Consider the following 23,951-nt stretch of genomic DNA (forward strand, 5'->3'; position numbering starts at 1 on the left):
TATAGGCTTTCCCTGTGGTCAAAACAAGCGCGCACGCAGGCTCGACTGTGGTGAGATTGACACACATTCCCACAATATGGTCGCCGCGCCGCATGGTGAAACGAATCGGGGGATGCTGGTGAAATTAGTGTCGTACAACTAGAAGTTGCTGGTTCACAAACGTTTAACGCGCTGCTTTCCGTGTTAGATTCTAGTCAGTTTATCAATTAGCGGAGGCATCATGAGGATAGGCATACCGGCCGAAACACGGCCTGGTGAAACACGGGTGGCAGCCACGCCCGAGACAGTCAAGAAGCTGGCAGCCAAGCATCAGATCGTCGTGCAGTCGGGAGCGGGCTTGCAAGCGTCGATTCCCGACGAGGCGTATGCCGCCGTCGGCGCGCAGATCGGCACCGCCCAGGAAGCCTATGGCTGCGCCATCGTGCTCAAGGTGCGCGCCCCCGATGCCGGGGAACGGGCCTTGATGGCCAGCGGCACGGTGCTGATCGGCATGCTCAACCCGTTTGACGCCGACAATATCGCCGCCATGGCAACGGCCGGCCTGTCCGCCTTCGCCCTGGAAGCCGTGCCGCGCATCACGCGCGCGCAGTCGATGGACGTACTGTCCTCGCAGGCGAATATCGCCGGCTACAAGGCGGTGCTGGTGGCGGCCAATACCTACCAGCGCTTCATGCCCATGCTGATGACGGCGGCCGGCACCGTCAAGGCGGCCCGCGTGCTGATCATGGGCGTGGGCGTGGCCGGACTGCAGGCGATCGCCACGGCCAAGCGCCTGGGCGCCGTCATCGAGGCCTCCGACGTGCGCCCGCCCGTCAAGGAGCAGGTCGAGTCGCTGGGCGCCAAGTTCCTCGACGTGCCTTTCCTGACCGAGGAAGAAAAGGAAATCGCCAAGGGCTCGGGCGGCTATGCACGCGCCATGCCGGCCGACTGGATGCGCCGCCAGGCCGAACTGGTGCATGAACGGGCGAAACTGGCCGACATCATCATCACCACGGCCCTGATCCCCGGCCGCGCCGCGCCCGTGCTGATCTCCGAAGAAACGGTGAAGGCCATGAAGCCCGGTTCCGTCATCGTCGACCTGGCCGTCGAGCAGGGCGGCAACTGCCCCCTGTCAGAACTGGGCAAGACGGTCATCAAGCACGGCGTCTACATCGTGGGCGAGCCGAACCTGGCGACCCTGGTGGCGGCCGATGCCTCGGCCCTGTATGCGCGCAACGTGCTGGACTTCTTAAAGCTCATCATCGACAAGGACGATCAGTTGCTGATCGACCGCGAGGATGAAATCATCAAGGCCAGCCTGGTGTGCGCAGGTAGTGAAATCTTACGTAAATAACGCGGCGCCGGAGAGAACAACATCATGGAAATCAGTCACACCATCACCAACCTGATCATCTTCGTGCTGGCCATTTATGTCGGCTACCACGTCGTCTGGACTGTCACGCCGGCGCTGCATACGCCGCTGATGGCCGTTACCAATGCCATTTCCGCCATCATCATCGTCGGTGCCATGCTGGCGGCCGGCCTGACCGATGGCCCGCTGGCGCAGGCGGCCGGCACCCTGGCCGTGGCGCTGGCCGCCGTCAACGTGTTTGGCGGCTTCCTCGTCACGCAGCGCATGCTCGAGATGTTCCGCAAAAAAGAACCGAAGGCCAAGCAAGGAGCCAAAGAATGAGTCACGCCATGAGCTTCGTCACCATGAACCTGGTGACGATGATGTACCTGATCGCCTCGGTGTGCTTCATCCAGGCCTTGAAAGGCCTGTCGTCGCCCTCGACGGCGCGCCGCGGCAATGCCTTCGGCATGAGCGGCATGGCGATTGCCGCCGTCACCACCGTGGCGCTGATCCTGAAACTGAAGGAGCAGCAAACGGGCGGCATGGGCCTGACCCTCGTCATCATCGGCATCGTCACGGGTGGCGCCATCGGCGCCTACCTGGCGAAAACCGTGGAAATGACGAAGATGCCGGAACTGGTGGCGGCCATGCACTCGCTGATCGGCCTGGCGGCCGTCTGCATCGCCGTGGCGGCCGTGTCCGAGCCGTGGGCCTTCAATATCGCCAAGCACGGCGAGGCGCTGCCCATCGGTAACCGTTTCGAGCTGTTCATCGGCACCTTTGTCGGCGCCATCACGTTCTCCGGCTCGGTGATCGCCTTCGGCAAGCTGTCGGGCAAATACAAGTTCCGCCTGTTCCAGGGCGCACCGGTCAGCTTCAAGGGCCAGCACATGCTCAACCTGGTGCTGGCGCTGGTGATGGTCGGCCTGGGCCTGGCGTTCTGCTTCGCCGACGGGGTGGAGCCGGCCTGGACGCCGTTCGTCATCATGACCCTCATCGCCTTTGCGCTGGGCGTGCTGATCATCATTCCCATCGGCGGCGCCGATATGCCGGTGGTGGTGTCGATGCTCAACAGTTACTCGGGCTGGGCCGCGGCCGGCATCGGTTTTTCGCTGAATAACTCGATGCTGATCATCGCGGGATCATTGGTCGGTTCTTCCGGCGCGATCCTGTCGTACATCATGTGCAAGGCCATGAACCGCTCGTTCTTCAACGTCATCCTTGGTGGCTTCGGCGGCGCTGCGCCGGCGGCAGGCGTGGCCGGCGCGCAGGAACAGCGTCCCGTGAAATCGGGTTCGGCCGACGACGCCGCCTTCATCATGAGCAATGCGGAAACCGTCATCATCGTGCCCGGCTACGGCCTGGCCGTGGCGCGCGCACAGCATTCGCTCAAGGAACTGGTGGAAAAGCTTACGCACAAGGGCATCACCGTCAAGTATGCGATCCACCCGGTGGCAGGGCGCATGCCGGGCCACATGAACGTGCTGCTGGCCGAGGCGGAAGTGCCATACGACCAGGTCTTCGAGATGGAAGACATCAATGGCGAATTCGGCCAGACGGACGTGGTGCTGGTGCTGGGCGCGAACGACGTGGTCAACCCGGCGGCGAAAGATCCGACATCGCCGATCGCCGGCATGCCGATCCTGGAGGCGTACAAGGCCAAGAGCATCATCGTCAACAAGCGCTCGATGGCTTCCGGCTATGCGGGCCTGGACAATGAACTGTTCTACCAGCCGAACACGATGATGGTGTTTGGCGACGCCAAGAAGGTGATCGAGGATATGCTGAAAGCCATCGAATAAATGCCGCTTGCAGCGACCGGACGGCCCGCCTTGCGCGGGCCGTTTTTATTGGCCGGTCGCTGCCGCGACGACTTTATTGCGGCCCTGATGCTTGGCTGCGTACAGGGCCTTGTCGGCATCCGATATGGCCGCGTCCAGGCTGGCGCCTTGCACCAGCGACGCCACGCCGATGCTGATGGTGACGTGCAACGAGCCGCCGTCGGGCAGCACGGTGGCCGCCGCCGCCACGGCCGCGCGGATGCGTTCGGCCACCTGGTGCGCCTGCTGCAGGCTGGCGTCCGGGAAGAGCAGGCCGAATTCCTCGCCACCGAGGCGTGCCGCCACGTCGGTGATGCGTCCCGTGTCGCGCAGCGCCTGCGCCACCGTGCGCAACACGGCGTCGCCCACGGCATGGCCGTAGCGGTCGTTGATCTTTTTAAAGTGGTCGAGGTCGGCCACGCCCACGCTCAGGGCGGCGCCGCTGCGCGCCGCGCGCGCCATCGCCTGCTCGGCCTGCGCTTCATAGGCGCGCCGGTTGGGCAGCGACGTCAGCGCATCGTACAGCGCCTGCTGTTCCAGTTGTGCCAGCAGGCTGGCGTTTTTTGCCGCCAGTTCGCGCCGTTCGCGCACATCGAGCAAAAAAGCGCCGAAATAGCGCGTGCCGTCGACCACGCCCAGGTCCAGCGCCTTCATTTCGATGGGGATCATTTGCGTGTCGCGGTGGCGAATGGCGAATTCGCGTATCTTGCCCAGTACGCTGGAGCTGCGTGAGCTGCGGATGTAGTTGATTACGAGGTTGTCGTGCTGCGCGCCGACGGCGTCGGGCAGCAGGCCATTCAGGGTCTGGCCCAGCAATTCCCCGCTGGCATAGCCCGACAGCGCCTGCATGGCGCCATTGATATAGCGGATGCGGCACTGCTCGTCGATGATGATGACGGCGTCAAGGGCATCTTCCAGCAGGCGGAAAAAAAGTACTTCGGGAAGAGCGGCAGGCGGTGCTGCGGGCAATGCATCTGTCATGGAACGGTCGCCGAAAGCCAGGTGACAGCCATTGTCGCATCCGCGGGCCGTTTACTCCATGCCGGATCGCCCGCCTGTTTCTTTTTCGCCCGTGCCCTTTGCTTATTGCCAAGACTCAGCGGCGGCCGTACATCATCAGGGTGGCCAGGCTTTTGCGCGCCGGGCTGAAAACGTCCAGCAAGCCCAGCGACAGGCCCAGCAAGCCTTGCGTGGGGGCGCTGCCCGTGAAAATGCGCGCCATGGTGTCGGTCACGCGCACGGTCAGTCCCCGGTCCGCCTGGCGCAATTGCGCATAGCGTTCCAGGCCGGCCGGGCTGCTATCCTGCGCCAGCACGCGGGCCAGCACGGCGGCGTCGCGCAAGCCCAGGTTCAGGCCTTGCCCTGCCACCGGGTGCAGGGTTTGCGCCGCATTGCCAATGGCGACCGTGCGCGCCGTGCCGCCCGCCTGCGCGTTCAGGCCCAGCGGATAGGCCAGGCGCGCCGTCGTGTGGGTAAAGCGTCCCAGGCGGCTGCCGAAGGCGGCGCCCAGGCGCGCCAGGAAGGCCGCGTCGTCCAGGGCCTGCAACTGTTCGGCGCGCGTGGGCGGCACGCACCAGACCAGCGCGTAGCCATCGTCCTGCGGCAGCAGGGCCAGCGGGCCTTCATCGGTGAAGCGCTCATACGCGCGGTGAGCGATGGGGGCACTCGTGCGCACATGGGCGATGATGGCGCTTTGACCGTAGTCGCGGCTGACGGCGCGCTCCGGCTGCTGGCCGAACAGGCCGCCCTCGGCCTGCACCAGCAGGCTGGCGCGCAAGCTCGATGCGGCACCCGCCTGGTCGATCTGCACGGACACGCCGTCGGCGTCTTCGCAGCTGCTCGTCACCCGCGCCGGGCGCAGGCTGGCCACGCCCAGGCGTTCGCACACGTCGGCCAGCGCGCTGACGACGGCGCCGTAACGGGCCACATAACCGAGCGCCTCGACGCCATGCTCGCCGCGGTCCATCAGGCTGCGCCCGAACTGGCCGCGCCGTGAGACGTGAATCTGGTGGATAGGCGTCGCCTCGACGGGCCAGGCGCCCGCTTCCTCGAGAATCTGGCGGCTGCCGTGCGACAGGGCGATGGTGCGCGGGTCGCGCCTGGCCTGCTCAAGGGATTTGGCGTCGAGCAGGGCGATGCCGGCGGCGCGGCTGCCGCGCTGCACCAGCAGGGCGGCCAGCGCCATGCCGACGGGGCCGGCGCCGCAGATGGCGAGATCAAAAGTGGATGGTGTATGCATGCGGCGGCGTTAATCCTGTGACATCAGTTGTTCGATTTCAGCGACGCTCTTGGGCGCCGTGCTGAAGACTTCATGGCCTTGCGGCGTGACCAGCACGTCGTCTTCGATGCGGATGCCGGTATGCCAGAACTGCTCCGGCACGCCCGCGCCGGGACGCACATAGATGCCCGGTTCCACCGTCAGCACCATGCCCGGTGCCAAAGTGCGCCACGGCTTGCCGGGCGCGCCCGTGTCGCGGTAGGCGCCCACGTCGTGCACGTCCATGCCCAGCCAGTGGCTGGTGCCGTGCATGTAGAAGGGCATATAGGCCTTGTCGGCGACGACGTCCTGCGCGCTGCCGCTTTTTTGCCGGTCCAGCAAGTTCAAATCCAGCATGCCCTGCGCCAGCACCTGCACGGCCGCCTCGTGGATGGCGCTGTGCGGCAAGCCGGGGCGCACCATGTCCAGCGCTGCCTGCTGCGCGGCCAGCACCAATTCATACAGCGCCCGCTGCGGGCCGCTGAAGCGGCCGTTGACAGGATACGTGCGCGTGATGTCGGAGGCGTAGCCATCGAGTTCGCAGCCGGCGTCGATCAATACCAGCTCGCCGTCTTTTAATACCGCGTTGTTGGCGCTGTAGTGCAGGATGCAGGCGTTGTCGCCGCCCGCGACGATGGAGGAATACGCGGGAAACTGCGCGCCGCTGCGCCGGAATTCGTACAGCAACTCCGCTTCCAGCGCGTATTCGTGCATGCCGGGCCGCGTGGCGCGCATGGCGCGCACGTGGGCGGCGCTGGAAATGGCGGCCGCGCGGCGCATCAGCTGCTGTTCCTGCGGGTCTTTCAGCAGGCGCATGGCGTCGAGCATGCCGTTGATGTCATGCGCAATGGCGGGCGCCGTGACGCCGCTGCGGGCCTTTTGCCGCACGTTGTGCCGCCAGAGCTTGACCTGTGCATCGAGGCTGCCGCCCAGCGCATAGTAAATGGCGGGGGAGTCGGCCAGCAGGCGCGTCATTTCCACGTCGAGTTCCTCGATGGGGAAGGCGCTGTCAAAACCGAAGCTGGCGCGCGCCGCCTCGGGGCCATGGCGGAAACCATCCCAGATTTCGCGTTCCGTGTTCTTGGCGCGGCAAAACAGGATGGCGCGCGCGGGCGCCGTGGCGCTGGCGGCCACCAGCGCCACGGCGCTGTCGGGTTCCGTGAAACCGCTGAGGTAGTAAAAATAGCTGTCGTGGCGGTACGGATAATCGCAATCGCTGTTGCGCGGCACTTCGGGCGCTGTGGCGAGGATGGCCACGCTGCCCGGCAGCATCTGCGCCAGCAGCGCCGCGCGCCGGGCCGCGTAATTGGCGATCATGCCGCCGGCGCCTTCGGGCTTGTAGCGGTGACGCCATTGAGCGCGTCAAGCTGCTGCGGCGTACCCACATTCGTCCACTCGCCCGGATAGACTTCGCCGCCCACGCGGCCCTGGTCCGCATAATTGCGCAGCAGGTCGCCCAGCCTGGCGTGGCTGCCCGGCGCGATGCCGTCGAACATCTCGGGGCGGTACACGCCGATGTTGGCGAAGGTCCACTTGGTCTCGTCCGTATTGTTGATCGCGAACAAGGTCAGGCCGAAGTCGCCCTGTGGATGGAAGTCGGGATTGGGCACCAGGTAAGTCCAGGCGATGTCGCGCTGGTCGGCCGGGTACGGCGTGCCCAGCACATCTTTGTCGGCCAGCACGTCGAGTACCTGCTTGAAGTCAAAGTAGGGGCAATAGATGTCGCCGGAAATGGCGAGAAATGGTTCATCGCCCAGCAGGTGGCGCGCCTGCGCGATGCCGCCCGCCGTTTCCAGCGGCGTGCTTTCCGGCGAATACGCGATGCGCGCGCCGTACGCGCTGCCGTCGCCCAGGGTTTCCTCGATCTGGTGGCCCAGGTGGGAATGGTTGATGACGATGTCCGTGATGCCGGCGCGCACCAGGTTCAGCACATGCCAGACGATCAGCGGGCGGCCGCGCACTTTCAGCAGCGGTTTGGGACAGGTATCGGTAAGCGGACGCATCCGTTCACCGCGGCCTGCGGCAAAGATCATGGCTTTCATGGAATACTCGTTTTCTGATTTATTTTGTACATTGCTCTGAAGTGATCAGAATGTGTAGCCGACTTGTGGGGTCTTGTTTTCCAGGGCGTCCAGCAAACGCACCAGCGGCTTGAGTTCCGTGTAGCGGTTGGCGGTCTTGCGCACATAATCGAGCACGGTTGGCAGGTCGCCCATGTACAGATCCTTGCCGTCGCGGTAATTCAGGCGCGAGAACAGGCCGAGGATTTTCAGGTGGCGCTGCAGGGCCGTGAATTCGAAATCGCGGTAGAAGGCATCGATGTCGGGATTCACGGGCAAGCCCAGCTGCTTGGCGCGTTGCCAGTAGCGTATCACCCAGTCGAGCACCAGTTCTTCATCCCATTGGATGTAGGCGTCGCGCAGCAGCGAGGCGATGTCATAGGTGATGGGACCGAAGACGGCGTCCTGGAAGTCGAGGATGCCGGGATTCGGAATCGAACCGTCGTTGATGTGCATCAAATTGCGCGAATGGTAGTCGCGGTGCATGAATACTTGTTGTTGCGACAAAATATTTGCCGTGATGGCCTCGAAGACCTTGTCCAGCTGGGTTTGTTGTACATCCGTCAAGGTGGCGCCCAGGTGCTTGCCGATGAACCATTCCGGGAACAGATGCATTTCGCGCAGGATGAAGGCGCGGTCGAACTCGGGCAAGACGTCCGGTTGGCTGGCCAGCTGGATTTTCATCAACGATTCCAGCGCTTCGGCGTACAGCACGCTGGCATTGTCGTGGTTCAGTGCGTCGAGATACGTGGTCGTGCCCAGGTCGGAGAGCAGCAGGAAGCCGTTGTCCAGGTCTTGCGCGAAGATCTCGGGCACGGACACGCCGGCGCCTTTCAGCAAGCCGGCCACCTTGACAAAGGCGGGCACGTTTTCGCGCTCGGGCGGCGCATCCATGGCAATCAGTGTACTTCCTGGCAATGTTGTATTGCCAGGAAGCATATCGAGACGGTAGTAGCGGCGGAAGCTGGCATCGCTGGAAGCGGGGCGGGCGGATTCGGGCGCGACGAGGTTAAGCGAGGTCAACCAGGCTTTCAACAGGGTCAGGCGAGCGTCGGCCTGGGCCGGCGCGGTGGAGGAATTGGAAGAGAATGACATTAAGCGGCCTGTGGAATCGGGTTGATGATGCAGATTCCCATATAATAAGGGATTCAAATCAAAAAATCGCCTCTCAATGGTGCTTGCCCCTTCCAATTCATGAGCTGGTTTTCGGCCTCCCCCCCTTCGCAGCGCTGGGCTTTCGCCATCAGCGCGCTCGTCGCCGCCACGACGGTGCCTGTTCACGCCCAGAAAGCACCGCGTCCGGTTCATGTGGAAGATCCCGACGCGCCCACCGTCATGACGGCGAACAGCATGAACGGACGACCCGAAAGGGAGATCAATCTCGATAAAAATGTCGTGATTGAGCGCGGAAAAACCACAAAAATGACGGCCGATACAGCTTGTTACAAACAAGTTGAAGATCAGTTCGACGCCGAGGGCCATATCAAGATGTGGCGTTTTGGCGATTACTACACGGGTGACGTCCTGAAGCTGAACATGGAGACCGGCAAGGGTTTCCTGCTTAACCCGACGTACCGCTTCGAAGTGGGCGGCGGCCGGGGCAAGGCCGAGCGCGTCGACTTCATCAACCCCGACGAAGCCAATGTCATCGAAGGTACGTACAGTACCTGCGAAGGGCCGAATCCGGACTGGTACCTGAAATCGAGCACCTTGAACCTCGATACGGGCCGCGACGTGGGGACGGGCAGCAAGACCATCATCTATTTCAAGGACGTGCCGATCCTGGGCACGCCGGGCATCTCGTTTTCGCTGTCGGGCGCGCGCCGCTCGGGCTGGCTGGCGCCCACGCCGGGCTTTGCCTCGAAGAACGGTTTCGAGCTGCTGATGCCGTATTACCTGAACATCGCGCCGAACCGCGACCTGACGCTGTTCCCGCGCTACATTCAGCGGCGCGGCATCCAGCTCGGTGCGACGGGCCGCTACATGGGCGAGACGGATGCCGGCTTGTACAGCGGTGAAACGTCGGTTGAGTTCTTGCCTAATGACAAGCAAACCAAGACCAACCGCTACATGATCAAGTCCAAGCACGAGCAGGCGCTGGCCAAGGACTGGACGTACAGCTGGGATCTGCGCGACGCATCGGACAATAATTACCCGAACGATTTTTCGAAAAACGTCGCCTCCGCCACCGAGCGCCAGTTGCTGCGCGAATTGCGCACCGATTACCGCACCGAGGACTGGAGCCTGACGGCGCGCGTGCAGAATTATCAGGTGTTGCAAGACCCCGATGCCGCCAAAGATCCCAGTCTGACTGTGTCGCGGCCGTATGACCGTTTGCCGGCGGTAAACTTTCACGCTGGTAAATATGACGTCTGGGGCGGTTTCGACTGGACCTTCGACGCGGAAGCGACGCGCTTCGCGCACCCGACGCTGGTGCAAGGGTCGCGCCTCGTGGTCGTGCCGCAGGTGAGTTTCCCCATCGTGCGCCCTGGCTACTTCATCACGCCCAAGCTGATGCTCAATGCCAGCGCGTATCAGCTCGACAACGATGCCAGGACCAAGGCACTGTTTCCGGACACGTCGTTTACGCGCGCCGTGCCCACCTTTTCGGTCGACAGCGGCCTGGTGTTCGAACGCGACTCGAATCTGTTTGGCGCCAAGGGCGGTACGCAAACCCTGGAGCCGCGCCTGTTCTACGTCTATACGCCATACCGCGACCAGTCGCAGTTCCCGAATTTCGATACGGCAGCCGGCACGTTCAACCTGACGCAGATCTTCACGGAAAACCGTTTTGTTGGCAGCGACCGTATCGGTGATGCCAACCAGGTCACGGCCGCTGTCGTTTCGCGCTTCTTGCAGTCGGACGGCACGGAGCGCATGCGTCTGACCTTCGGCCAGCGTTTCTACTTTGCCGACCAGCGTGTGCAGCTCTATTCGACCACGCCCGTCAATCAGTCGCGTTCGGATATCCTGCTGGCAGCAACGGGCCGCGTGTCGGAGACTTGGACCGTCGATAGCCTGGTGCAGTACAATCCCAGCGATCGCCAGTTGATGAGCTCGACGTACTCCTTGCAATATCAGCCAGGTGCCAAGAAAGTATTGAACTTTAGTAACCGTTTTCAGCGTGGCAGCATACGCAATGCGGAAGTGTCGACGCAATGGCCATTGACGGACCGCTTGTATGGCGTGGGACGCATCAGTTACTCCCTGCTGGACCGGCGCATGCTGGAAAGCCTGGTCGGCCTGGAGTACAAGGGCGACTGCTGGGTATTCCGCATGGGAGCGCAGCGTTTCGTGACTTCTGCCAACAAGGCCTCGACGCCGATTTTCTTCCAGCTGGAACTGACTGGGCTGTCGAATGGCCTGGGTCTGGGCACGAATGGGCTGGAAACATTTACCAAAACCATACCTGGCTACCAGCCACTGAGCCAGCCACTCCGTTAAGATAGGCACCGTTGCCGCCGCCGGTGTTCCCGGCGCTGGCACAAACCGGTTTTTTTATTCACCTGAACTCATGAGCGCTCTACACATTATGCGTAATGCCAGTATGCACCAACTCAAAATTGCAACGGTTTTGTTGTGCGCCATTTCCGGCGCCACGACCAGTAGTGTCTGGGCGCAACAGGCTGCACCAGCGCCTGCGAACAAGCCCGCTGCCGCTGCTCCAGCACCGGTCAAGGGCTTCACACCACCGGCCTCGAGCAGTGGCCAGAGCATCGACTCCATCGCCGTCGTCGTCAATGACGATGTGATTACGCGCAATGAAGTGGCGGCCCGCATCAAGAGCGTGGAGCAGCGCATGAAGGCGCAGAATATTCCCGTGCCCGATCCCGCCGACCTGCGTCGTCAATTGCTGGAGCGCATGATCGTTGAGCGCGCACAAATGCAACTGGCCAAGGAAATGGGCGTGCGCGTGGATGACCTGACCCTGGACCGCGCGATTGCCCGTATTGCTGAACAGCAAAAGATGACGGTGCAAGAGCTGCGCAACCAGATGGAAAAAGAAGGCACGCCGTTTGCGACCTTCCGCGAAGAAATCCGCGATGAAATCATCATGCAGCGCTTGCGCGAGCATGAAGTCGACGCCAAGATCCAGATTTCCGATTCCGAAGTGGATAACTTCCTGGAAGCGGAAAAAGCGGCGGCCAGCGAACAGGTGGAGCTGAACCTGGCGCAGATTCTCGTGCGCATTCCGGAAAACTCCAGCCCTGAACAGATCGCCGCGCGCCGCGCGCGCGCCGAAGAAGTCAGCCGCCAGTTGCGCACGGGCGCCGATTTTGCCAAGATGGCCGCCACCTATTCCGACGCCAGCGATGCGCTGAGCGGTGGCGATATCGGCTGGCGCAATAGCGACCGTTTGCCGCCCCTGTTCACGGAGCAACTGCTGAAATTGAAGCCGGGCCAGATCACGCCCATCATCAAGAGCAACACCGGTTTCCACATCCTGAAGCTGGTGGACCGCCGCAGCGCGGCCGAAGCACAAGCGGTCGCTGCCGTGCAGCAGACGCATGCGCGCCATATCCTGCTGAAAGTGACGCCGACCTTGTCGGCGGCCGAAGCCAAGCGCAAATTGGCCGAATTGAAAGAGCGTCTCGATAACAAGGCCGCCAAGTTCGAAGACCTGGCCCGCTTGTTCTCGAACGACGGTTCGGCCGCCAAGGGAGGCGACCTGGGCTGGCTGTATCCAGGCGATACCGTACCGGAATTTGAAACGGCGATGAATGCACTGAAACCGGGCGAAGTGAGCGAGCCGATCGAATCGAGCTTTGGCTTCCACCTGATCGAAGTGCTGGAACGCAAGAGCGACGACGTCTCGAAAGAGAAGCAGCGCAGCGCCGCACGTAACGCCTTGCGCGAACGCAAGCTGGAAGAAGCGACGGAAAACTGGGCGCGCGAAGTACGCGACCGTGCCTACGTCGAATTCCGCGCGGACGACCAGTAATGCTGCCAATTATTTGCGCATGAGTAATTTGCCTGCATCACGCCGCCCGGCCATCGCCATTACCTGTGGCGAACCGGCCGGTGTCGGCCCGGAAATCTCCATACGCGCGGCCTGGGCCATGCGCAATGACGTCAACTGCATCCTGCTGGGCGACGCCGCCTTCCTGGCGCTGACGGCCAGCCTGATCGATCCGGAGATCCGCCTGGCGGCGCTGTCGCTGCAAGCCGTGCGCAACAACGGCCTGCCGCATTTCGGCCCCGACCGCCTGGCCGTGATCGATATTCCGACTGTCAATAATGTCATTCCTGGCGTACTCGACAAGGAAAACGGGCGCTCCGTGCTGGCGACCCTGGACGCGGCCGTGGAAGGCGTCGAAGCCGGCTGGTTTGGCGCCATGGTCACGGCGCCCTTGCAAAAGAGCACGATCAACGACGCCGGCGTGGCTTTTTCCGGCCATACGGAATACCTGGCAGAAAAAACCAACACACCGCAAGTGGTGATGATGCTGGCCGGCGAACCGGGACACGGCGAACCGACCCTGCGCGTGGCGCTGGCCACCACGCATTTGCCCTTGAAGGACGTGTCCGCCGCCATCACCCTGGACCGCCTGGCCGTCACCCTGGATATCATTCAGACAGACTTGCAACAGAAATTCGGCATCGCCGCGCCGCGCATCCTGGTGACCGGCCTGAACCCGCATGCGGGCGAGGGCGGTTACCTGGGGCGCGAGGAAATCGATGTGATCGCCCCGGCGATTGCCGCGGCGCAAGCGCGCGGCATCGATGCGCGCGGACCGTACCCTGCCGACACCCTGTTTCAGCACAAATACCTGGCCGACGCCGATTGCGTGCTGGCCATGTACCACGACCAGGGCTTGCCCGTGCTGAAATACGCGACCTTCGGGCGCGGCATCAATATCACCCTGGGCTTGCCGCTGATCCGCACCTCGGTCGACCATGGCACGGCGCTGGACCTGGCCGCGCAAGGGCTGGGGCTGGCTGATTGCCACAGCATGGAGCAGGCGCTGCAAACGGCGCTCGACATGCTGCGCGCCAGCACCCCGACCAGAGCGTAGGTCGGGTTAGCCGCAAGGCGTAACCCGACGCTGCCTGCTCAACGATCCCGCCGGCCTGTGCCGGCTTTACCGCATTGATAGAAAACAGAATATGAAACACGTTGCCCGCAAACGCTTTGGCCAGAACTTCCTGCACGACCGCTTCGTCCTCAACGACATCACGGCCGCCATCGCGCCGCAGGAGGACGATGCCATGGTCGAGATCGGCCCCGGCCTGGGCGCCATGACGGAGCAGTTGCTGCGCCACCTGAAGCAGATGCATGTGGTGGAACTGGACCGCGACCTGATCGTGCGCCTGGAAAAGACCTTCAATCCGGCCAAGCTGACGATCCACTCGGGCGACGCGCTGAAGTTTGATTTCGCGCAAATTCCCGTGCCGGCCGGCCAGAAGTTGCGCATCGTGGGCAACTTGCCGTACAACATTTCCAGCCCGCTGCTGTTCCACCTGGCGGACTTCGCGCCGCTGGTGAAAGACCAGCATTTCATGCTGCAAAAGGAAGTCGTCGAGCGCATGGTGGCCGAGCCGGGCAGCAAGGCGTTTGGCCGCCTGTCCGTGATGCTGCAATGGCGCTACGACATGACCTTGATGTTCATCGTGCCGCCGACGGCCTTCGATCCGCCGCCGAAGGTGGAATCGGCCATCGTGCGCATGATCCCCGTGGCCGAGCGCCTGGCGTGCGACCAGGCGACGCTGGAAGCGGTCGTCATGAAGGCCTTCTCGCAGCGCCGCAAGGTGATCCGCAACTGCCTGGCCGGCATGTTTACGGAAGAGCAGATCAAGGCGGCCGGCATCGACCCGACCAAACGTCCGGAAACCGTGGGGCTGGAGCAGTATGTTGCTTTGGCGAATTTGCTCAAAGCACCTGTGTAAGCGTTGCCAAACCCAAGGGCGAGGACTGGGGTCAGACCCTCAGGGGGAATGTTGCCCAATGGGGAACATTCCGACCCCGGAAGGGCCGACCCCGGCTGTTCATCGGTTGGGGTTAATCAAAACCACTGGTCGACTTGCTGTAAATCCTGCCGCAACGCTGAAAAACAGTCGTCCACATGGTGGTTGCGGCTGATTTCATTGCGCCGCATCAAGGCGATCTTGCGCTTGCAGGTGGGCTGGCGCAGCGGCGCCACGTGCAGATCCTCGTCATTGAGGAAAGTCGTGTACAGGCTGGGCATGATGCCCACGGCGATGCCGGCGCGCACCACGCCATACAGCGACTCGCTGTGGATCATCTGGTACAGGTTCGACGGGCTCAAGCCATGCTGGCGCAGCGCGCTCGAGGCGAATTCCCAGATGCTGCCCTTGGTAAACACGACGATTTCCTGGCCCGCCAGCTGCTCCCAGCGCACTTCCTTGAGCGGCGCCAGCGCATGGCGCCCCGCCGTCACCAGCACCAGCTCGTCTTCGAACAGGCCCACGCTTTCCAGCGAGATGGAACCGGGCACCTCGATGCCCACGCAAAAGTCCAGCTGGCCCGAATGCAGCGCGTGCAGCAAGCCATCGTTGGGCATGTCCGACAGGACGATTTCCACTTCATCGCCATGCTGCTCGCTGTAGCGCGCCACCACCACGGCCGTCATCGCCATGGCCGACGGAATCGCGCCGATGCGGATGCGGTGCCGGCCGCTGCCGATGGCGCGCTGGATATCGGCAAAAGTGTTGCTCGCCGTATTCAATAAATGCGTGGCGTAATCGAGCGCCAGCTTGCCTTCGCGCGTCAGTTCCAGCTGGTGGGTTGTGCGGTTAAACAACTTTTTTCCCAGTTGATTTTCCAGCAGCTTGATCGACGCGCTGAGGGCCGGTTGGGTCACGCACAATTCCTGTGCAGCCTTGCTGAAGCTGTTTACCCGGGCTAGGGTGGCAAACGCTTGCAAATGTCGTAAGGAAATCTTCTTGCTCAGTTCATGCATGGGCGTTGCTTATTAGAAAAAGTAATGGATTTATAAAAATAAACAAATTTTCTTATCCCGCAATTTACCATATTCTGGACTGGTCTTTACTTGTCTTGAAAGCAATAGTATTCAGGAGAAGCGCCTGGAATGCGGCACCGGCACGTGCGGCGGCGCGTCAGGCAAGGGACGCATCAATAAAATAATTCCAAAAAAACTCAGGGTTTATTCTTTTTAGGGTGGCGGCGATGAACAAATGGATGACGGGAACGATGGTGGTGGGTGGCTTGCTGGCGGCGCAGGGCGCGGCGCAGGCGCAAAGCAGCGTGCAAGTGTATGGACTGCTGTCGGCCGGTATCGGCTATGTGTCGGATGAGGGTAACGGCAGCCGCACGCATGCGCTGAGCGGCACGAATCAGAATCCCCGCATCGGTTTCCGCGGCCAGGAAGACCTGGGCGACGGCACCAAGGCCGTCTTTGTGCTGGAAAACGGTTTTAACGTGATGACGGGCACGGCTGCGCAAAGCGGCCGCCTGTTCGGCCGCCAGTCGTATGTGGGCTTGTCGAGCAACGACAAGGGTACGCTCACCCTGGGGCGCCAGTATGAAGCCATCAAGGACCTGCTGGGCCCCGTGGTCATCGCCAGTAACGGCGTGCACATCGGCGATAACGACAATGGCTACAACAACCTGCGCGTGCAAAACGCCGTCAAGTATGTCAGCCCGAACATCAGCAAGCTGTCGTTCACGGGCTTGTATGGCTTCAGCGAAAATCCGGCGGACTCCAAGCGCAACCGCGTCTACAGCATGGGCGCCGGCTACAAGGTCGATGCCTTCAGCTGGGCCGTCGCCTATACGAAGATGGATCACCCGAACAGCCCCGACGCGCCGAATGGCGCCATCGGCAACGACTATGGCAGTTCCCTGTTGATTTTCAACAAGAGCGCCGTCAAGGGCGCTGGCGTGGACAGCCAGGCCATCGCCGGCACGGGAGGCTTTTATAATGTGGGCAGGACCAAGTTTGGCGCGCTGTACACCAACGTGCGCTACCACTATCTGGATCAAAGCAATCTGACCTTGCAAAACGTGGACCTGAACGTGAACCACAAGCTGACGGAAGCGCTGAACCTGGGCGCGTCGTATTTCTATACCACCGGAAAATATGACGTGATCAACAAGACGCCGAAATGGCATCAGGTCAACTTCCAGGCCGATTACTTCCTGTCCAAGCGCACCGATGTCGCCGTCACCTGGAGCTACCAGAAAGCGGCCGGCGATGCGACGTTCGCGCGCGTGTTCGGCTTTGGCGCCTCGGCCGGCAAGACGCAAAGCGTCCTGATCGTCGGCATGCGACATTATTTCTGATTCTGATTCATCTTTACAGGCGCTGTCCCGCAGCGCCGCCCCCTGAAAGGAAGCATCTTGAAAAAGCACCTCATGTTGGCGTTGAGCCTAGGCTTGCTGGCTAACGCCGCCCACGCGGAAAAACGCGAGCTGGTCATTTCGGCCTATCCGATTGCCCAGCCCTTGTTCATGAAGTATGTGTACGAGCCGTTCAAGGCCAAATGCGGGTGCGATATCAAGGTGGAAACGGGGAATAACGCGGACCGCATCGCCAAGCTGGTGGTGCACGCCAAGAACCCGGTGATCGACCTGGTGCTGCTGTCCGATTCCGGCATGCTGGAAGCGGCGCAAAAAGGCGTGATCCAGCCCATGGATTATGCCAAGCTGAGTAATTACAAAGCCCTGTACGACGTGGCGAAAAACCCCATCGGCGGCAACTACGCCGTCGGCTACACGCTGTATTCCGTGGGCCTGGTGTACCGCAGCGACAAGATCGCCCCGCTGACGTCCTGGAAGGACCTGTGGCGCCCCGAACTGAAAGGCCGCGTGGCCTTCCCCGACGTGAGCACCACGCAGGGCCCGTTGATGCTGCGCATGGCCGATGCGGCCTGGGGCGGCAAGACGGACGACTATGCCACCGGCTTTGCCAAGATCGTCGGCATGAAGGGCAACGTCGTCACGTTCTCGAAGAACAGCGCGCAGCTCGCGGCATTGTTCGCGCAGGATGAAATCTGGGCCGCGCCCGTGGCGCGCTTTACGTGGTCGCAAATGCTCAAGACGGGCCTGCCCCTGAAATGGAGCATCCCGGCCGAAGGCCAGGCGGCCGGCATGAACGTGATGGGCATCGTGGCCGGCTCGAAGAATGCGGACCTGGCCTACCAGCTGATGGATTTCTGGCTGTCCAAGGAAGTGCAGACGCAGCTGGCAACCAACCTGGTCGACTCGCCCGTCAACAAGGACGTGCGCCTGTCCGTGGCGGCCGCGCAATTCAATACCTATGGCGCCGATCAAATCAGCTCGCTGAAATTCGTCAAGCCGGAAACCATCCTCAAGCAGCGCAGCAACTGGATGACGCAGTGGAACAAGGCCATGAGCAAATAGTGGTGACGAGGAGAAAACACCATGTTTGCTGATCCAAAAAAGCGCCTGGGACTGCTGCTGGTCCTGCCGGCGCTGATCTTTATCGTCGTCTGCTTCCTGCTGCCCGTGCTGGCCTTGCTGGTCGACGCCTTTCGCGTCGGCGACGGCATGCAGTGGGGCGTTGACCGCTTCGTTGAATTCTTCTCGCAGGAATTCAACCGCACCATCTTCTGGCGCACCCTGCGCATCGCCGCGCTGGTGACGCTGGCGGCCATCATCCTCGGCTACCCGGCCGCGCAAGCCGTGGCGCGCGTGTCGCCGAAGTGGCGCGGCCTGGTGGTGGGCATGATGATTCTGCCGCTGATGGTCTCGCCGATTGCGCGTACCTACGCGTGGATCGTGCTGCTGGGCCGTAACGGCGCCCTCAACGCGGCGCTCGTCAACATGGGGTTCACGGACGAGCCGCTGCGTTTGCTGTTCAGTGAATTTGCCGTGTTTGTCGGCCTGCTGCAATTGCTGCTGCCGCTGATGCTGATGTCGCTGGCCGGTGCGCTGGAAAACCTGCCGCGCGACGTGGAACCGGCTGCGGCGACTTTGGGCGCGAATCCATGGCAAGTGTTTTGCAAGGTCACCCTGCCGCTGACGCAGGAAGGCCTGGTCGTTGGCGGCACGCTGGTGTTTACGGGCTGCGTGACGGCCTACGTGACGCCGGCCCTCTTGGGCGGCACCAAGGTGCTGATGCTGGAAACGCTGCTGTACCAGAAGGTCAGCGTGGAGAGCGATTTTGGCGCCGCGAATGTGATCGCCGTCATCCTCGTCTGCATGACCCTGCTGGTGAATGCCGGCCTTAAACGTATTTCCTCGAGCCGGAGCTCCGTATGAAAGAAAGCTTGTTTTCACGTGCCGTTTTATGGCTGGTGTTTTTGTTCCTGCTGGGGCCTTTCGCCATCGTCGTGCTGGCCGGTTTTAGCGGCGGCGAAACGCTGGCCTTCCCGCCCGAGTCGTATTCGCTGCGCTGGATTCTGGAAGTGTGGGCGGCGCCCGAGTTCCGCCGCGCCTTCCAGACCAGCCTGGAAATCGGCCTGATCGCGACCGTCATCGCGCTGTTGCTGGGCATCCCCGTCGCGTATGCGTTTTCGCGCATGCCGCCGCCCGGCATCGGCGTTATCCGCCAGATCCTGACGTCGCCGCTGATCATTCCCGCCATCCTCGTCGGCCTGGGCTTGCTGCATCACCTGGTCCTCACCATCAATGCGCCCGTCTACGTGGGCCTGTTGATCGGCCATATCGCGCTGCTGATCCCGTACTCGGTGCGCGTGGTGTACGCCAGCCTGGTCAATTTGCGCGTGGATATCGAGGATGCCGCCATCACGCTGGGCGCGTCGCGCCTGCGCGCGTTCTTCATGATCGTGCTGCCGAACATCCGCAACGCCGTGATCGCCGCCTTCTTCCTCGCCTTCGTCACCTCGTTCAACCAGGTGCCCGTGTCGCTGTTCCTGACGGGACCGGGCATCAGCACCTTGCCCATCGAGATGCTGGGGCATATGGAAAACAGCTTCGACCCGTCGATCGCTGCCTTGTCGACCTTGCTGGTCTTGTTCACCATGGCCTTCGTGATGGTGACCGAGAAGGTGCTGGGCATTTCTAAATACATGTAAGAGGCAACACACGATGAGTTATCTGGAACTGCACAAGCTGAACCTCGGCTACGCCAAGAACACGACGTCCGTGAAAGACCTGGACTTGCACGTCGAGCAGGGCGAACTGATTTCCCTGCTGGGCCCCAGCGGCTGCGGCAAGACCACCACCATGCGCGCGATCGCCGGCCTGATGCCGCTGCAGTCGGGCCGCATCGTGCTCGACGGCCGCGAAATCGGCAAGCTGGCGCCGAACAAGCGCAATATCGGCATGGTGTTCCAGTCGTACGCGCTGTTCCCGCACCTGAATGTGTACGACAACATCGCTTTCGGTTTGCGCCTGCGCAAGGTCGCGCCGGCCCTGCTGAAAACCAAGGTGGAAGCCGTGATCGCCGCCGTGGGACTGACGGGGTTCGAGACGCGTTTGCCGGCGCAGATGTCGGGCGGCCAGCAGCAGCGCGTGGCGCTGGCGCGCGCCATCGTCGTCGAACCGGCCCTGCTGCTGCTCGATGAACCGCTGTCAAACCTGGACGCCAAGCTGCGCGTGCAGATGCGCGCCGAGCTGCGCCGCATCCAGCGCGAACTGGGCATCACCATGCTGTACGTGACGCATGACCAGGAAGAAGCGCTGGCTTTGTCCGACCGCATCGTCGTCATGAACGGCGGGCGCATCGAGCAGCTGGCCGCGCCGGAAGCCGTCTTCAATACGCCGTCGACGCGTTTCGTCGCCAACTTCATGGGTTTCGAAAACCTGTTCGACTACCGCGACGGCGCGCTGCACCACGCGGGCGCCAGCCTGCCGTACACGTCTGCCGTCGCTGCCGGCACCACGGTGCTGGGCTGGCGTCCGGACAAGGTGCGCGTCTGCGCGGCCGACGACGCGGCAGGACAGTATCCTGGCACCGTGCTGGCGCGTGGCTTCCTGGGCGACACCGTCGAATACCTGCTGCAAACGCCGCTGGGCCAGGTCAAGGGCATTTGCGCGGCCGGTGGCGCCACCTGGCGCGAAGGCACGGCCGTGTCGTTCGTGCTGCCGTCCGACAGCGCCCTGTGGCTGGGCGCGTGATTTCTGAATGGAGCGCATCATGACCCAAGCCTTGAAAAAAATCTGGCTCGACACCGATCCCGGTTTCGACGACTGGCTGACGATGTTGCTGCTTGGCAGCAATCCCGACATCGAGTGGCTGGGCGTGAGCGTGGTGGCGGGCAATGCGCCCGTCGCCATCACTTACGACAATGCCTTGCGCATCAAGGCGCATGACGGCTTGATGGTGCCCATTTACCGGGGCTGCGAAGAACCGCTGGCCGGCGTGATCGAAACGGCGCAGCGCATCCTCGGCGACAGCGGCATGCCGACGACGGGCGACATCCTGCCACCGGGCGCCGCCGTTGACGCGGCCGGCCACGCCGTCGACGCGCTGATCGCCGCCGTGCGCAAGCATCCTGGCCAGATCACCATCATGGCGATTGCGCCGATGACCAATATCGCAACCGCGCTGGCCAAGGCGCCCGACATCGCCGGGAAAATCGTCGAAATCATCCTGATGGGCGGCTCGACCGACCAAGGCAACCACACGGCGGCGGCCGAATTCAATATCTACGCCGACCCGGAAGCGGCCGCCCAGGTGTTCAATTCCGGCATTGCGCTGCGCATGTTCGGCCTGAACCTGTGCCGCCAACTGCTGGTGACGAATGCGGAAGTGGCACGCCTGCGCGCCATCGGCACGCCGCGCGCGCTGCGTCTGGCCGGCTACCTGGAGGCGTATGTGCGCATCCGCAGCGCCGACGGCTCCGTGCCCATGCCCATGTACGACCCGGTGGTGGCGCTGTACCTGGAAGCGCCGCAGCTGTTCCAGTTCCAGCCGGCTCACGTGGCCATCGAATTGACGGGCGAACTGACGCGCGGCATGACGGTGTGCGAATTTCGCGTGCCGCGCCGCGCGCCCATCAACACGCAAGTGGCGATGCTGGCCGATGGCCCGGCCGCCATCGAGCGCCTGATGCGCCGCCTGGCCGCCATTCTCGTCTGACCCACTTCACTACGAAACGAGCTTCATGTCTAATTCCCCCCTGAGCATCGAACAGTTTGTACGCGCCATGCCGAAGGTGGAGCTGCACTGCCACCTGTTTGGCACGGTGCGCCAGGCGACTTTCCGCGCGCTGGCCGCCAAGACGGGCAATGTCGTCACCCCCGAGGAAATCGACGCGTTTTACACGCGCGGCGACAAGCCCGTCGGCGTGCTGCGCGTGCTGCGCGCGCTCGATGCGCACCTGATCGTCTCGCCCACCGACCTGTATTGCCTCGCCTACGAATACCTGGAAGACGTGCATGGCCACGGCGTGCGCTACGCGGAGTTCTTCTGGAACCCGACCGGCACCGTGCGCGTGTCGGGCATCCGCTATGACGCGGCGCAAGACGCCATCGTGGCCGCCATCCGCGACGCGCAGCGCGACTTCGGCGTGATCGGCCGTCTGATCCCCAGCATCGATCGTGAAGCCAGTCCTGCCGAAGCCGTGCAGATGGTGGCGTGGATGAAGGCGCACCGCGCGCCGGAAGTGATCGGCATCGGCATCGACTACCGCGAAAACGACCGTCCGCCCGAACTCTTCATCGAAGCCTACCGCGCCGCGCGCGAGGCCGGCTTCAAGTGCACGGCGCACGCGGGCGAGTTCGGCATGCCGTGGATGAACGTGGCGACGGCCATCGAGCAATTGCAGGTGGACCGGGTCGACCATGGCTATACGATCGTCGACAATCCAGAACTGGCGCAGCGCTGCGTGGAGCGTGGCCTGGTGTTTACGGTCGTGCCGACCAATTCCTATTATTTGCGCACCCTGGCGCCCGAGCGCTGGGCGCTCGATCACCCGATCCGCGCCATGGCCAAGCTGGGCCTGAAACTGCATCCGAATACGGACGACCCGACCCTGCACCACGTGACGCCGACGGGCGCCTGGATGATGATGCGTGAATTCGGTTTCGGCCTCGATGACATGCGTGGCTTTATGTTGAATGGCCTCGACGCGGCCTGGATCGACGAGTCCACGCGGCGCGACTGGCGCGCGGAATTTACGCGCGAGTTCGACGCGCTGCGGGCAAGAGTCGTCGAGTAAATCAGGCCGACGCCGGTGGTGGTGCCAGCAGCGACGGAAACGCCCGCTGCGGACACGCCTGCCGCTCGCATACCTTGCAGCCCGTGCCGATCGGCGTGGCGCTGGAAGGGTCGTGCAGATCGAGTCCCTTCGAATAGATCAGCCGATGTGCCTGCGAGATGTCGCAGCCCAGCGCCACGGCGAAAGTCTTGCCGGGCGCCCGGAAGCCCGGCGAGGCCGTGCTGACCTGGCGCGCGATCCACAGATAGGTGCAGCCGTCGGGCATGCTGGCCACTTGCGTCAGCACCTGGCCCGGATGGCTGAAGGCGTCGTAGACGATCCACAACGGACACGTGCCGCCCACCCGTGAAAAGTGAAAGTCCGTGGCCGACTGGCGCTTCGAGACATTGCCTGCGCGGTCGACGCGCACGAAGAAAAACGGCAAGCCCGCCGCCTCGGGGCGCTGCATGGTGCTCAAACGGTGGCACACGGCCTCGAAACCCACGCCGAACTGGTGCGCCAGGCGCTCGATATCGTAGGCGCGCGTTTCCGCCGCCTGCAGGAAGCGTTGATACGGCATCAAGAGGGCGCCGGCAAAATAATTCGAGAACGCCAGGCGCGCGCTCGTTTGCGCGGCCGCGCCCGAGAGTCCCGCCGCCAGCACCAGCGCGTCGATCAGCTCGCTGTGTTCGAGCAGGCTGATTTGCGCCGCCATCTGGAAGGCGCGCTGGCCGCCCGTCAGCGTGTCGGGCAGCCACAATATGTGTTGCTGGGCGTCAAAGCGGTGCTTGCGCACCATGCCCGCGTCGCCATCGGACAGTTGCACCTGGATGCCGTGGCGCTCCAGCAGCCGGCTTTGCAGCGCGTCGAGCGCGCGCAGGGAGGGATCGAGTTCGCCCGCCACCAGCTCCGCCGCCCTATCCAGCTCATCGATATAGTTTTGCCGCCGGTTCAGGTATTCGCGCACTTCCTCGTCCGTGGAGGGCGCCGCCGAGCTGGCGCCGCGGCTGCCGTCATCGAGGCGCGCGGCCAGCGTATCGGCCCGTTCCGCCATCACCCGGTAACGCCGCTGCAGCAGCAGGATCGAGCGCGCCAGTTCCGGCATGTTTTCCACCAGCATTTTCAATTCCGCCATCGAGGTGGGCGGCGCGTCGGGCAATTCGCCGAACACGTCGCGCACGTCGGCCACCAGACTGGCGCTGTCGTGTTCGGAAAAGATTTGCGGATCGACCCCCAGTACCGTGCCGATGCGCAACAGAATCGGCACCGTCAGCGGGCGCTGGTTGCGCTCCATCTGGTTCAGATAGCTGGGCGAAATGCTTAGTGCCTTGGCCAGCGCCACCTGCGTCATGCGCCGTTCCTCGCGCAGCCGCTGCAGGCGCACGCCCATGAAAACCTTTGCCATCGCGTTTCCTCTTTCCCGGTTTGTG

The 23,951-nt window shown here is 62.8% G+C and carries 21 protein-coding genes; 14 read left to right on the forward strand and 7 right to left on the reverse strand.

All coding sequences use genetic code 11. The features are described from left to right. Positions 1-220 precede the first annotated feature (220 nt). Genes K0F86_RS00445 through K0F86_RS00455 form a run of 3 tightly spaced genes read left to right on the forward strand, consistent with a single transcriptional unit; the run spans position 221 to position 3,135 of the window. Complete coding sequence (locus K0F86_RS00445; RefSeq protein ID WP_219132454.1) at positions 221-1,333, forward strand: Re/Si-specific NAD(P)(+) transhydrogenase subunit alpha; 1,113 nt, start codon at positions 221-223, stop codon at positions 1,331-1,333. Between the two features lie 24 nt (positions 1,334-1,357). Beyond that, positions 1,358-1,672 carry an NAD(P) transhydrogenase subunit alpha gene (locus K0F86_RS00450; RefSeq protein ID WP_071321726.1) on the forward strand — a complete coding sequence of 105 codons (315 nt, stop codon included), beginning with the start codon at positions 1,358-1,360 and terminating at the stop codon, positions 1,670-1,672. A gap of 8 nt (positions 1,673-1,680) precedes the next feature. Then, the gene (locus tag K0F86_RS00455; RefSeq protein ID WP_219132916.1) at positions 1,681-3,135 is read left to right on the forward strand and encodes an NAD(P)(+) transhydrogenase (Re/Si-specific) subunit beta; all 1,455 of its coding nucleotides are present in this window, start codon (positions 1,681-1,683) and stop codon (positions 3,133-3,135) included. 45 nt (positions 3,136-3,180) lie between these two features. On the opposite strand, the gene K0F86_RS00460 is transcribed toward K0F86_RS00455, so the two are convergent. From K0F86_RS00460 to K0F86_RS00480, 5 genes are all read right to left on the reverse strand, one after another. Further along, the gene (locus tag K0F86_RS00460; RefSeq protein WP_219132455.1) at positions 3,181-4,134 is read right to left on the reverse strand and encodes a sensor domain-containing diguanylate cyclase; all 954 of its coding nucleotides are present in this window, start codon (positions 4,132-4,134) and stop codon (positions 3,181-3,183) included. 115 nt (positions 4,135-4,249) lie between these two features. Further along, positions 4,250-5,392, reverse strand: a complete 1,143-nt coding sequence (locus K0F86_RS00465) for a UbiH/UbiF/VisC/COQ6 family ubiquinone biosynthesis hydroxylase (RefSeq protein WP_219132456.1) — start codon at positions 5,390-5,392, stop codon at positions 4,250-4,252. A 9-nt stretch (positions 5,393-5,401) separates the two neighbouring features. After that, positions 5,402-6,727, reverse strand: a complete 1,326-nt coding sequence (locus tag K0F86_RS00470; protein WP_219132457.1) for an aminopeptidase P N-terminal domain-containing protein — start codon at positions 6,725-6,727, stop codon at positions 5,402-5,404. Beyond that, entirely contained in the window at positions 6,724-7,452 is a 729-nt protein-coding gene (gene murU / locus K0F86_RS00475; RefSeq protein ID WP_219132458.1) for an N-acetylmuramate alpha-1-phosphate uridylyltransferase MurU, read from the reverse strand. Before murU ends, K0F86_RS00470 begins: the two co-directional genes overlap by 4 nt. Before the next feature lie 45 nt (positions 7,453-7,497). Next, positions 7,498-8,565 carry an aminoglycoside phosphotransferase family protein gene (locus tag K0F86_RS00480; protein ID WP_219132459.1) on the reverse strand — a complete coding sequence of 356 codons (1,068 nt, stop codon included), beginning with the start codon at positions 8,563-8,565 and terminating at the stop codon, positions 7,498-7,500. A 99-nt stretch (positions 8,566-8,664) separates the two neighbouring features. Between K0F86_RS00480 and K0F86_RS00485 the strand changes: the two genes are divergently transcribed. The 4 genes from K0F86_RS00485 to rsmA all read left to right on the forward strand — a co-directional run bounded on the left by K0F86_RS00485 (position 8,665) and on the right by rsmA (position 14,358). Next, complete coding sequence (locus K0F86_RS00485) at positions 8,665-10,914, forward strand: LPS-assembly protein LptD (RefSeq protein ID WP_219132460.1); 2,250 nt, start codon at positions 8,665-8,667, stop codon at positions 10,912-10,914. A gap of 103 nt (positions 10,915-11,017) precedes the next feature. Then, complete coding sequence (locus K0F86_RS00490; RefSeq protein ID WP_257571919.1) at positions 11,018-12,412, forward strand: peptidylprolyl isomerase; 1,395 nt, start codon at positions 11,018-11,020, stop codon at positions 12,410-12,412. Between the two features lie 19 nt (positions 12,413-12,431). Then, positions 12,432-13,487: a 4-hydroxythreonine-4-phosphate dehydrogenase PdxA gene (gene pdxA, locus K0F86_RS00495; protein ID WP_219132462.1), complete on the forward strand. Its 1,056-nt coding sequence runs from the start codon at positions 12,432-12,434 to the stop codon at positions 13,485-13,487. Between the two features lie 91 nt (positions 13,488-13,578). Continuing rightward, complete coding sequence (gene rsmA, locus K0F86_RS00500; RefSeq protein WP_219132463.1) at positions 13,579-14,358, forward strand: 16S rRNA (adenine(1518)-N(6)/adenine(1519)-N(6))-dimethyltransferase RsmA; 780 nt, start codon at positions 13,579-13,581, stop codon at positions 14,356-14,358. Positions 14,359-14,474: 116 nt separating this feature from the next. Here the strand turns inward: rsmA and K0F86_RS00505 are convergent, their stop codons facing one another. Beyond that, positions 14,475-15,392: a LysR family transcriptional regulator gene (locus K0F86_RS00505; protein WP_219132464.1), complete on the reverse strand. Its 918-nt coding sequence runs from the start codon at positions 15,390-15,392 to the stop codon at positions 14,475-14,477. A gap of 227 nt (positions 15,393-15,619) precedes the next feature. Between K0F86_RS00505 and K0F86_RS00510 the strand changes: the two genes are divergently transcribed. Genes K0F86_RS00510 through K0F86_RS00540 form a run of 7 tightly spaced genes read left to right on the forward strand, consistent with a single transcriptional unit; the run spans position 15,620 to position 22,542 of the window. Beyond that, the gene (locus K0F86_RS00510) at positions 15,620-16,735 is read left to right on the forward strand and encodes a porin (RefSeq protein WP_257571920.1); all 1,116 of its coding nucleotides are present in this window, start codon (positions 15,620-15,622) and stop codon (positions 16,733-16,735) included. Between the two features lie 57 nt (positions 16,736-16,792). Beyond that, positions 16,793-17,815, forward strand: coding sequence for an ABC transporter substrate-binding protein (locus K0F86_RS00515; RefSeq protein ID WP_243136084.1), 1,023 nt, complete (start codon positions 16,793-16,795; stop codon positions 17,813-17,815). A gap of 21 nt (positions 17,816-17,836) precedes the next feature. Then, a complete protein-coding gene (locus K0F86_RS00520; RefSeq protein ID WP_219132465.1) occupies positions 17,837-18,676 on the forward strand; it encodes an ABC transporter permease in 840 nt (279 codons plus the stop codon). Further along, positions 18,673-19,452, forward strand: a complete 780-nt coding sequence (locus tag K0F86_RS00525; protein WP_071075235.1) for an ABC transporter permease — start codon at positions 18,673-18,675, stop codon at positions 19,450-19,452. The genes K0F86_RS00520 and K0F86_RS00525 overlap by 4 nt, the downstream gene beginning before the upstream one ends. A gap of 13 nt (positions 19,453-19,465) precedes the next feature. Beyond that, a complete protein-coding gene (locus tag K0F86_RS00530) occupies positions 19,466-20,497 on the forward strand; it encodes an ABC transporter ATP-binding protein (protein ID WP_219132466.1) in 1,032 nt (343 codons plus the stop codon). A 19-nt stretch (positions 20,498-20,516) separates the two neighbouring features. Continuing rightward, positions 20,517-21,461, forward strand: coding sequence for a nucleoside hydrolase (locus tag K0F86_RS00535; protein WP_257571921.1), 945 nt, complete (start codon positions 20,517-20,519; stop codon positions 21,459-21,461). A gap of 25 nt (positions 21,462-21,486) precedes the next feature. Continuing rightward, the gene (locus tag K0F86_RS00540; RefSeq protein WP_219132467.1) at positions 21,487-22,542 is read left to right on the forward strand and encodes an adenosine deaminase; all 1,056 of its coding nucleotides are present in this window, start codon (positions 21,487-21,489) and stop codon (positions 22,540-22,542) included. A 1-nt stretch (position 22,543) separates the two neighbouring features. On the opposite strand, the gene K0F86_RS00545 is transcribed toward K0F86_RS00540, so the two are convergent. Next, a complete protein-coding gene (locus K0F86_RS00545; RefSeq protein ID WP_219132468.1) occupies positions 22,544-23,926 on the reverse strand; it encodes a short-chain fatty acyl-CoA regulator family protein in 1,383 nt (460 codons plus the stop codon). Between the last annotated feature and the right edge of the window lie 25 nt (positions 23,927-23,951).

This window comes from Janthinobacterium sp. UMAB-60 (genome assembly GCF_900095235.1).
Classification (GTDB): domain Bacteria; phylum Pseudomonadota; class Gammaproteobacteria; order Burkholderiales; family Burkholderiaceae_D; genus Janthinobacterium.

Bases quoted from the DNA above. Each gene is read 5' to 3' on its own strand.
- K0F86_RS00445 (WP_219132454.1), top strand. From the start codon at position 221: ATGAGGATAGGCATACCGGCCGAAACACGGCCTGGTGAAACACGGGTG.
- K0F86_RS00450 (WP_071321726.1), top strand. From the start codon at position 1,358: ATGGAAATCAGTCACACCATCACCAACCTGATCATCTTCGTGCTGGCC.
- K0F86_RS00455 (WP_219132916.1), top strand. From the start codon at position 1,681: ATGAGCTTCGTCACCATGAACCTGGTGACGATGATGTACCTGATCGCC.
- K0F86_RS00460 (WP_219132455.1), bottom strand. From the start codon at position 4,134: ATGACAGATGCATTGCCCGCAGCACCGCCTGCCGCTCTTCCCGAAGTA.
- K0F86_RS00465 (WP_219132456.1), bottom strand. From the start codon at position 5,392: ATGCATACACCATCCACTTTTGATCTCGCCATCTGCGGCGCCGGCCCC.
- K0F86_RS00470 (WP_219132457.1), bottom strand. From the start codon at position 6,727: ATGATCGCCAATTACGCGGCCCGGCGCGCGGCGCTGCTGGCGCAGATG.
- murU (WP_219132458.1), bottom strand. From the start codon at position 7,452: ATGAAAGCCATGATCTTTGCCGCAGGCCGCGGTGAACGGATGCGTCCG.
- K0F86_RS00480 (WP_219132459.1), bottom strand. From the start codon at position 8,565: ATGTCATTCTCTTCCAATTCCTCCACCGCGCCGGCCCAGGCCGACGCT.
- K0F86_RS00485 (WP_219132460.1), top strand. From the start codon at position 8,665: ATGAGCTGGTTTTCGGCCTCCCCCCCTTCGCAGCGCTGGGCTTTCGCC.
- K0F86_RS00490 (WP_257571919.1), top strand. From the start codon at position 11,018: ATGCACCAACTCAAAATTGCAACGGTTTTGTTGTGCGCCATTTCCGGC.
- pdxA (WP_219132462.1), top strand. From the start codon at position 12,432: ATGAGTAATTTGCCTGCATCACGCCGCCCGGCCATCGCCATTACCTGT.
- rsmA (WP_219132463.1), top strand. From the start codon at position 13,579: ATGAAACACGTTGCCCGCAAACGCTTTGGCCAGAACTTCCTGCACGAC.
- K0F86_RS00505 (WP_219132464.1), bottom strand. From the start codon at position 15,392: ATGCATGAACTGAGCAAGAAGATTTCCTTACGACATTTGCAAGCGTTT.
- K0F86_RS00510 (WP_257571920.1), top strand. From the start codon at position 15,620: ATGAACAAATGGATGACGGGAACGATGGTGGTGGGTGGCTTGCTGGCG.
- K0F86_RS00520 (WP_219132465.1), top strand. From the start codon at position 17,837: ATGTTTGCTGATCCAAAAAAGCGCCTGGGACTGCTGCTGGTCCTGCCG.
- K0F86_RS00525 (WP_071075235.1), top strand. From the start codon at position 18,673: ATGAAAGAAAGCTTGTTTTCACGTGCCGTTTTATGGCTGGTGTTTTTG.
- K0F86_RS00530 (WP_219132466.1), top strand. From the start codon at position 19,466: ATGAGTTATCTGGAACTGCACAAGCTGAACCTCGGCTACGCCAAGAAC.
- K0F86_RS00535 (WP_257571921.1), top strand. From the start codon at position 20,517: ATGACCCAAGCCTTGAAAAAAATCTGGCTCGACACCGATCCCGGTTTC.
- K0F86_RS00540 (WP_219132467.1), top strand. From the start codon at position 21,487: ATGTCTAATTCCCCCCTGAGCATCGAACAGTTTGTACGCGCCATGCCG.
- K0F86_RS00545 (WP_219132468.1), bottom strand. From the start codon at position 23,926: ATGGCAAAGGTTTTCATGGGCGTGCGCCTGCAGCGGCTGCGCGAGGAA.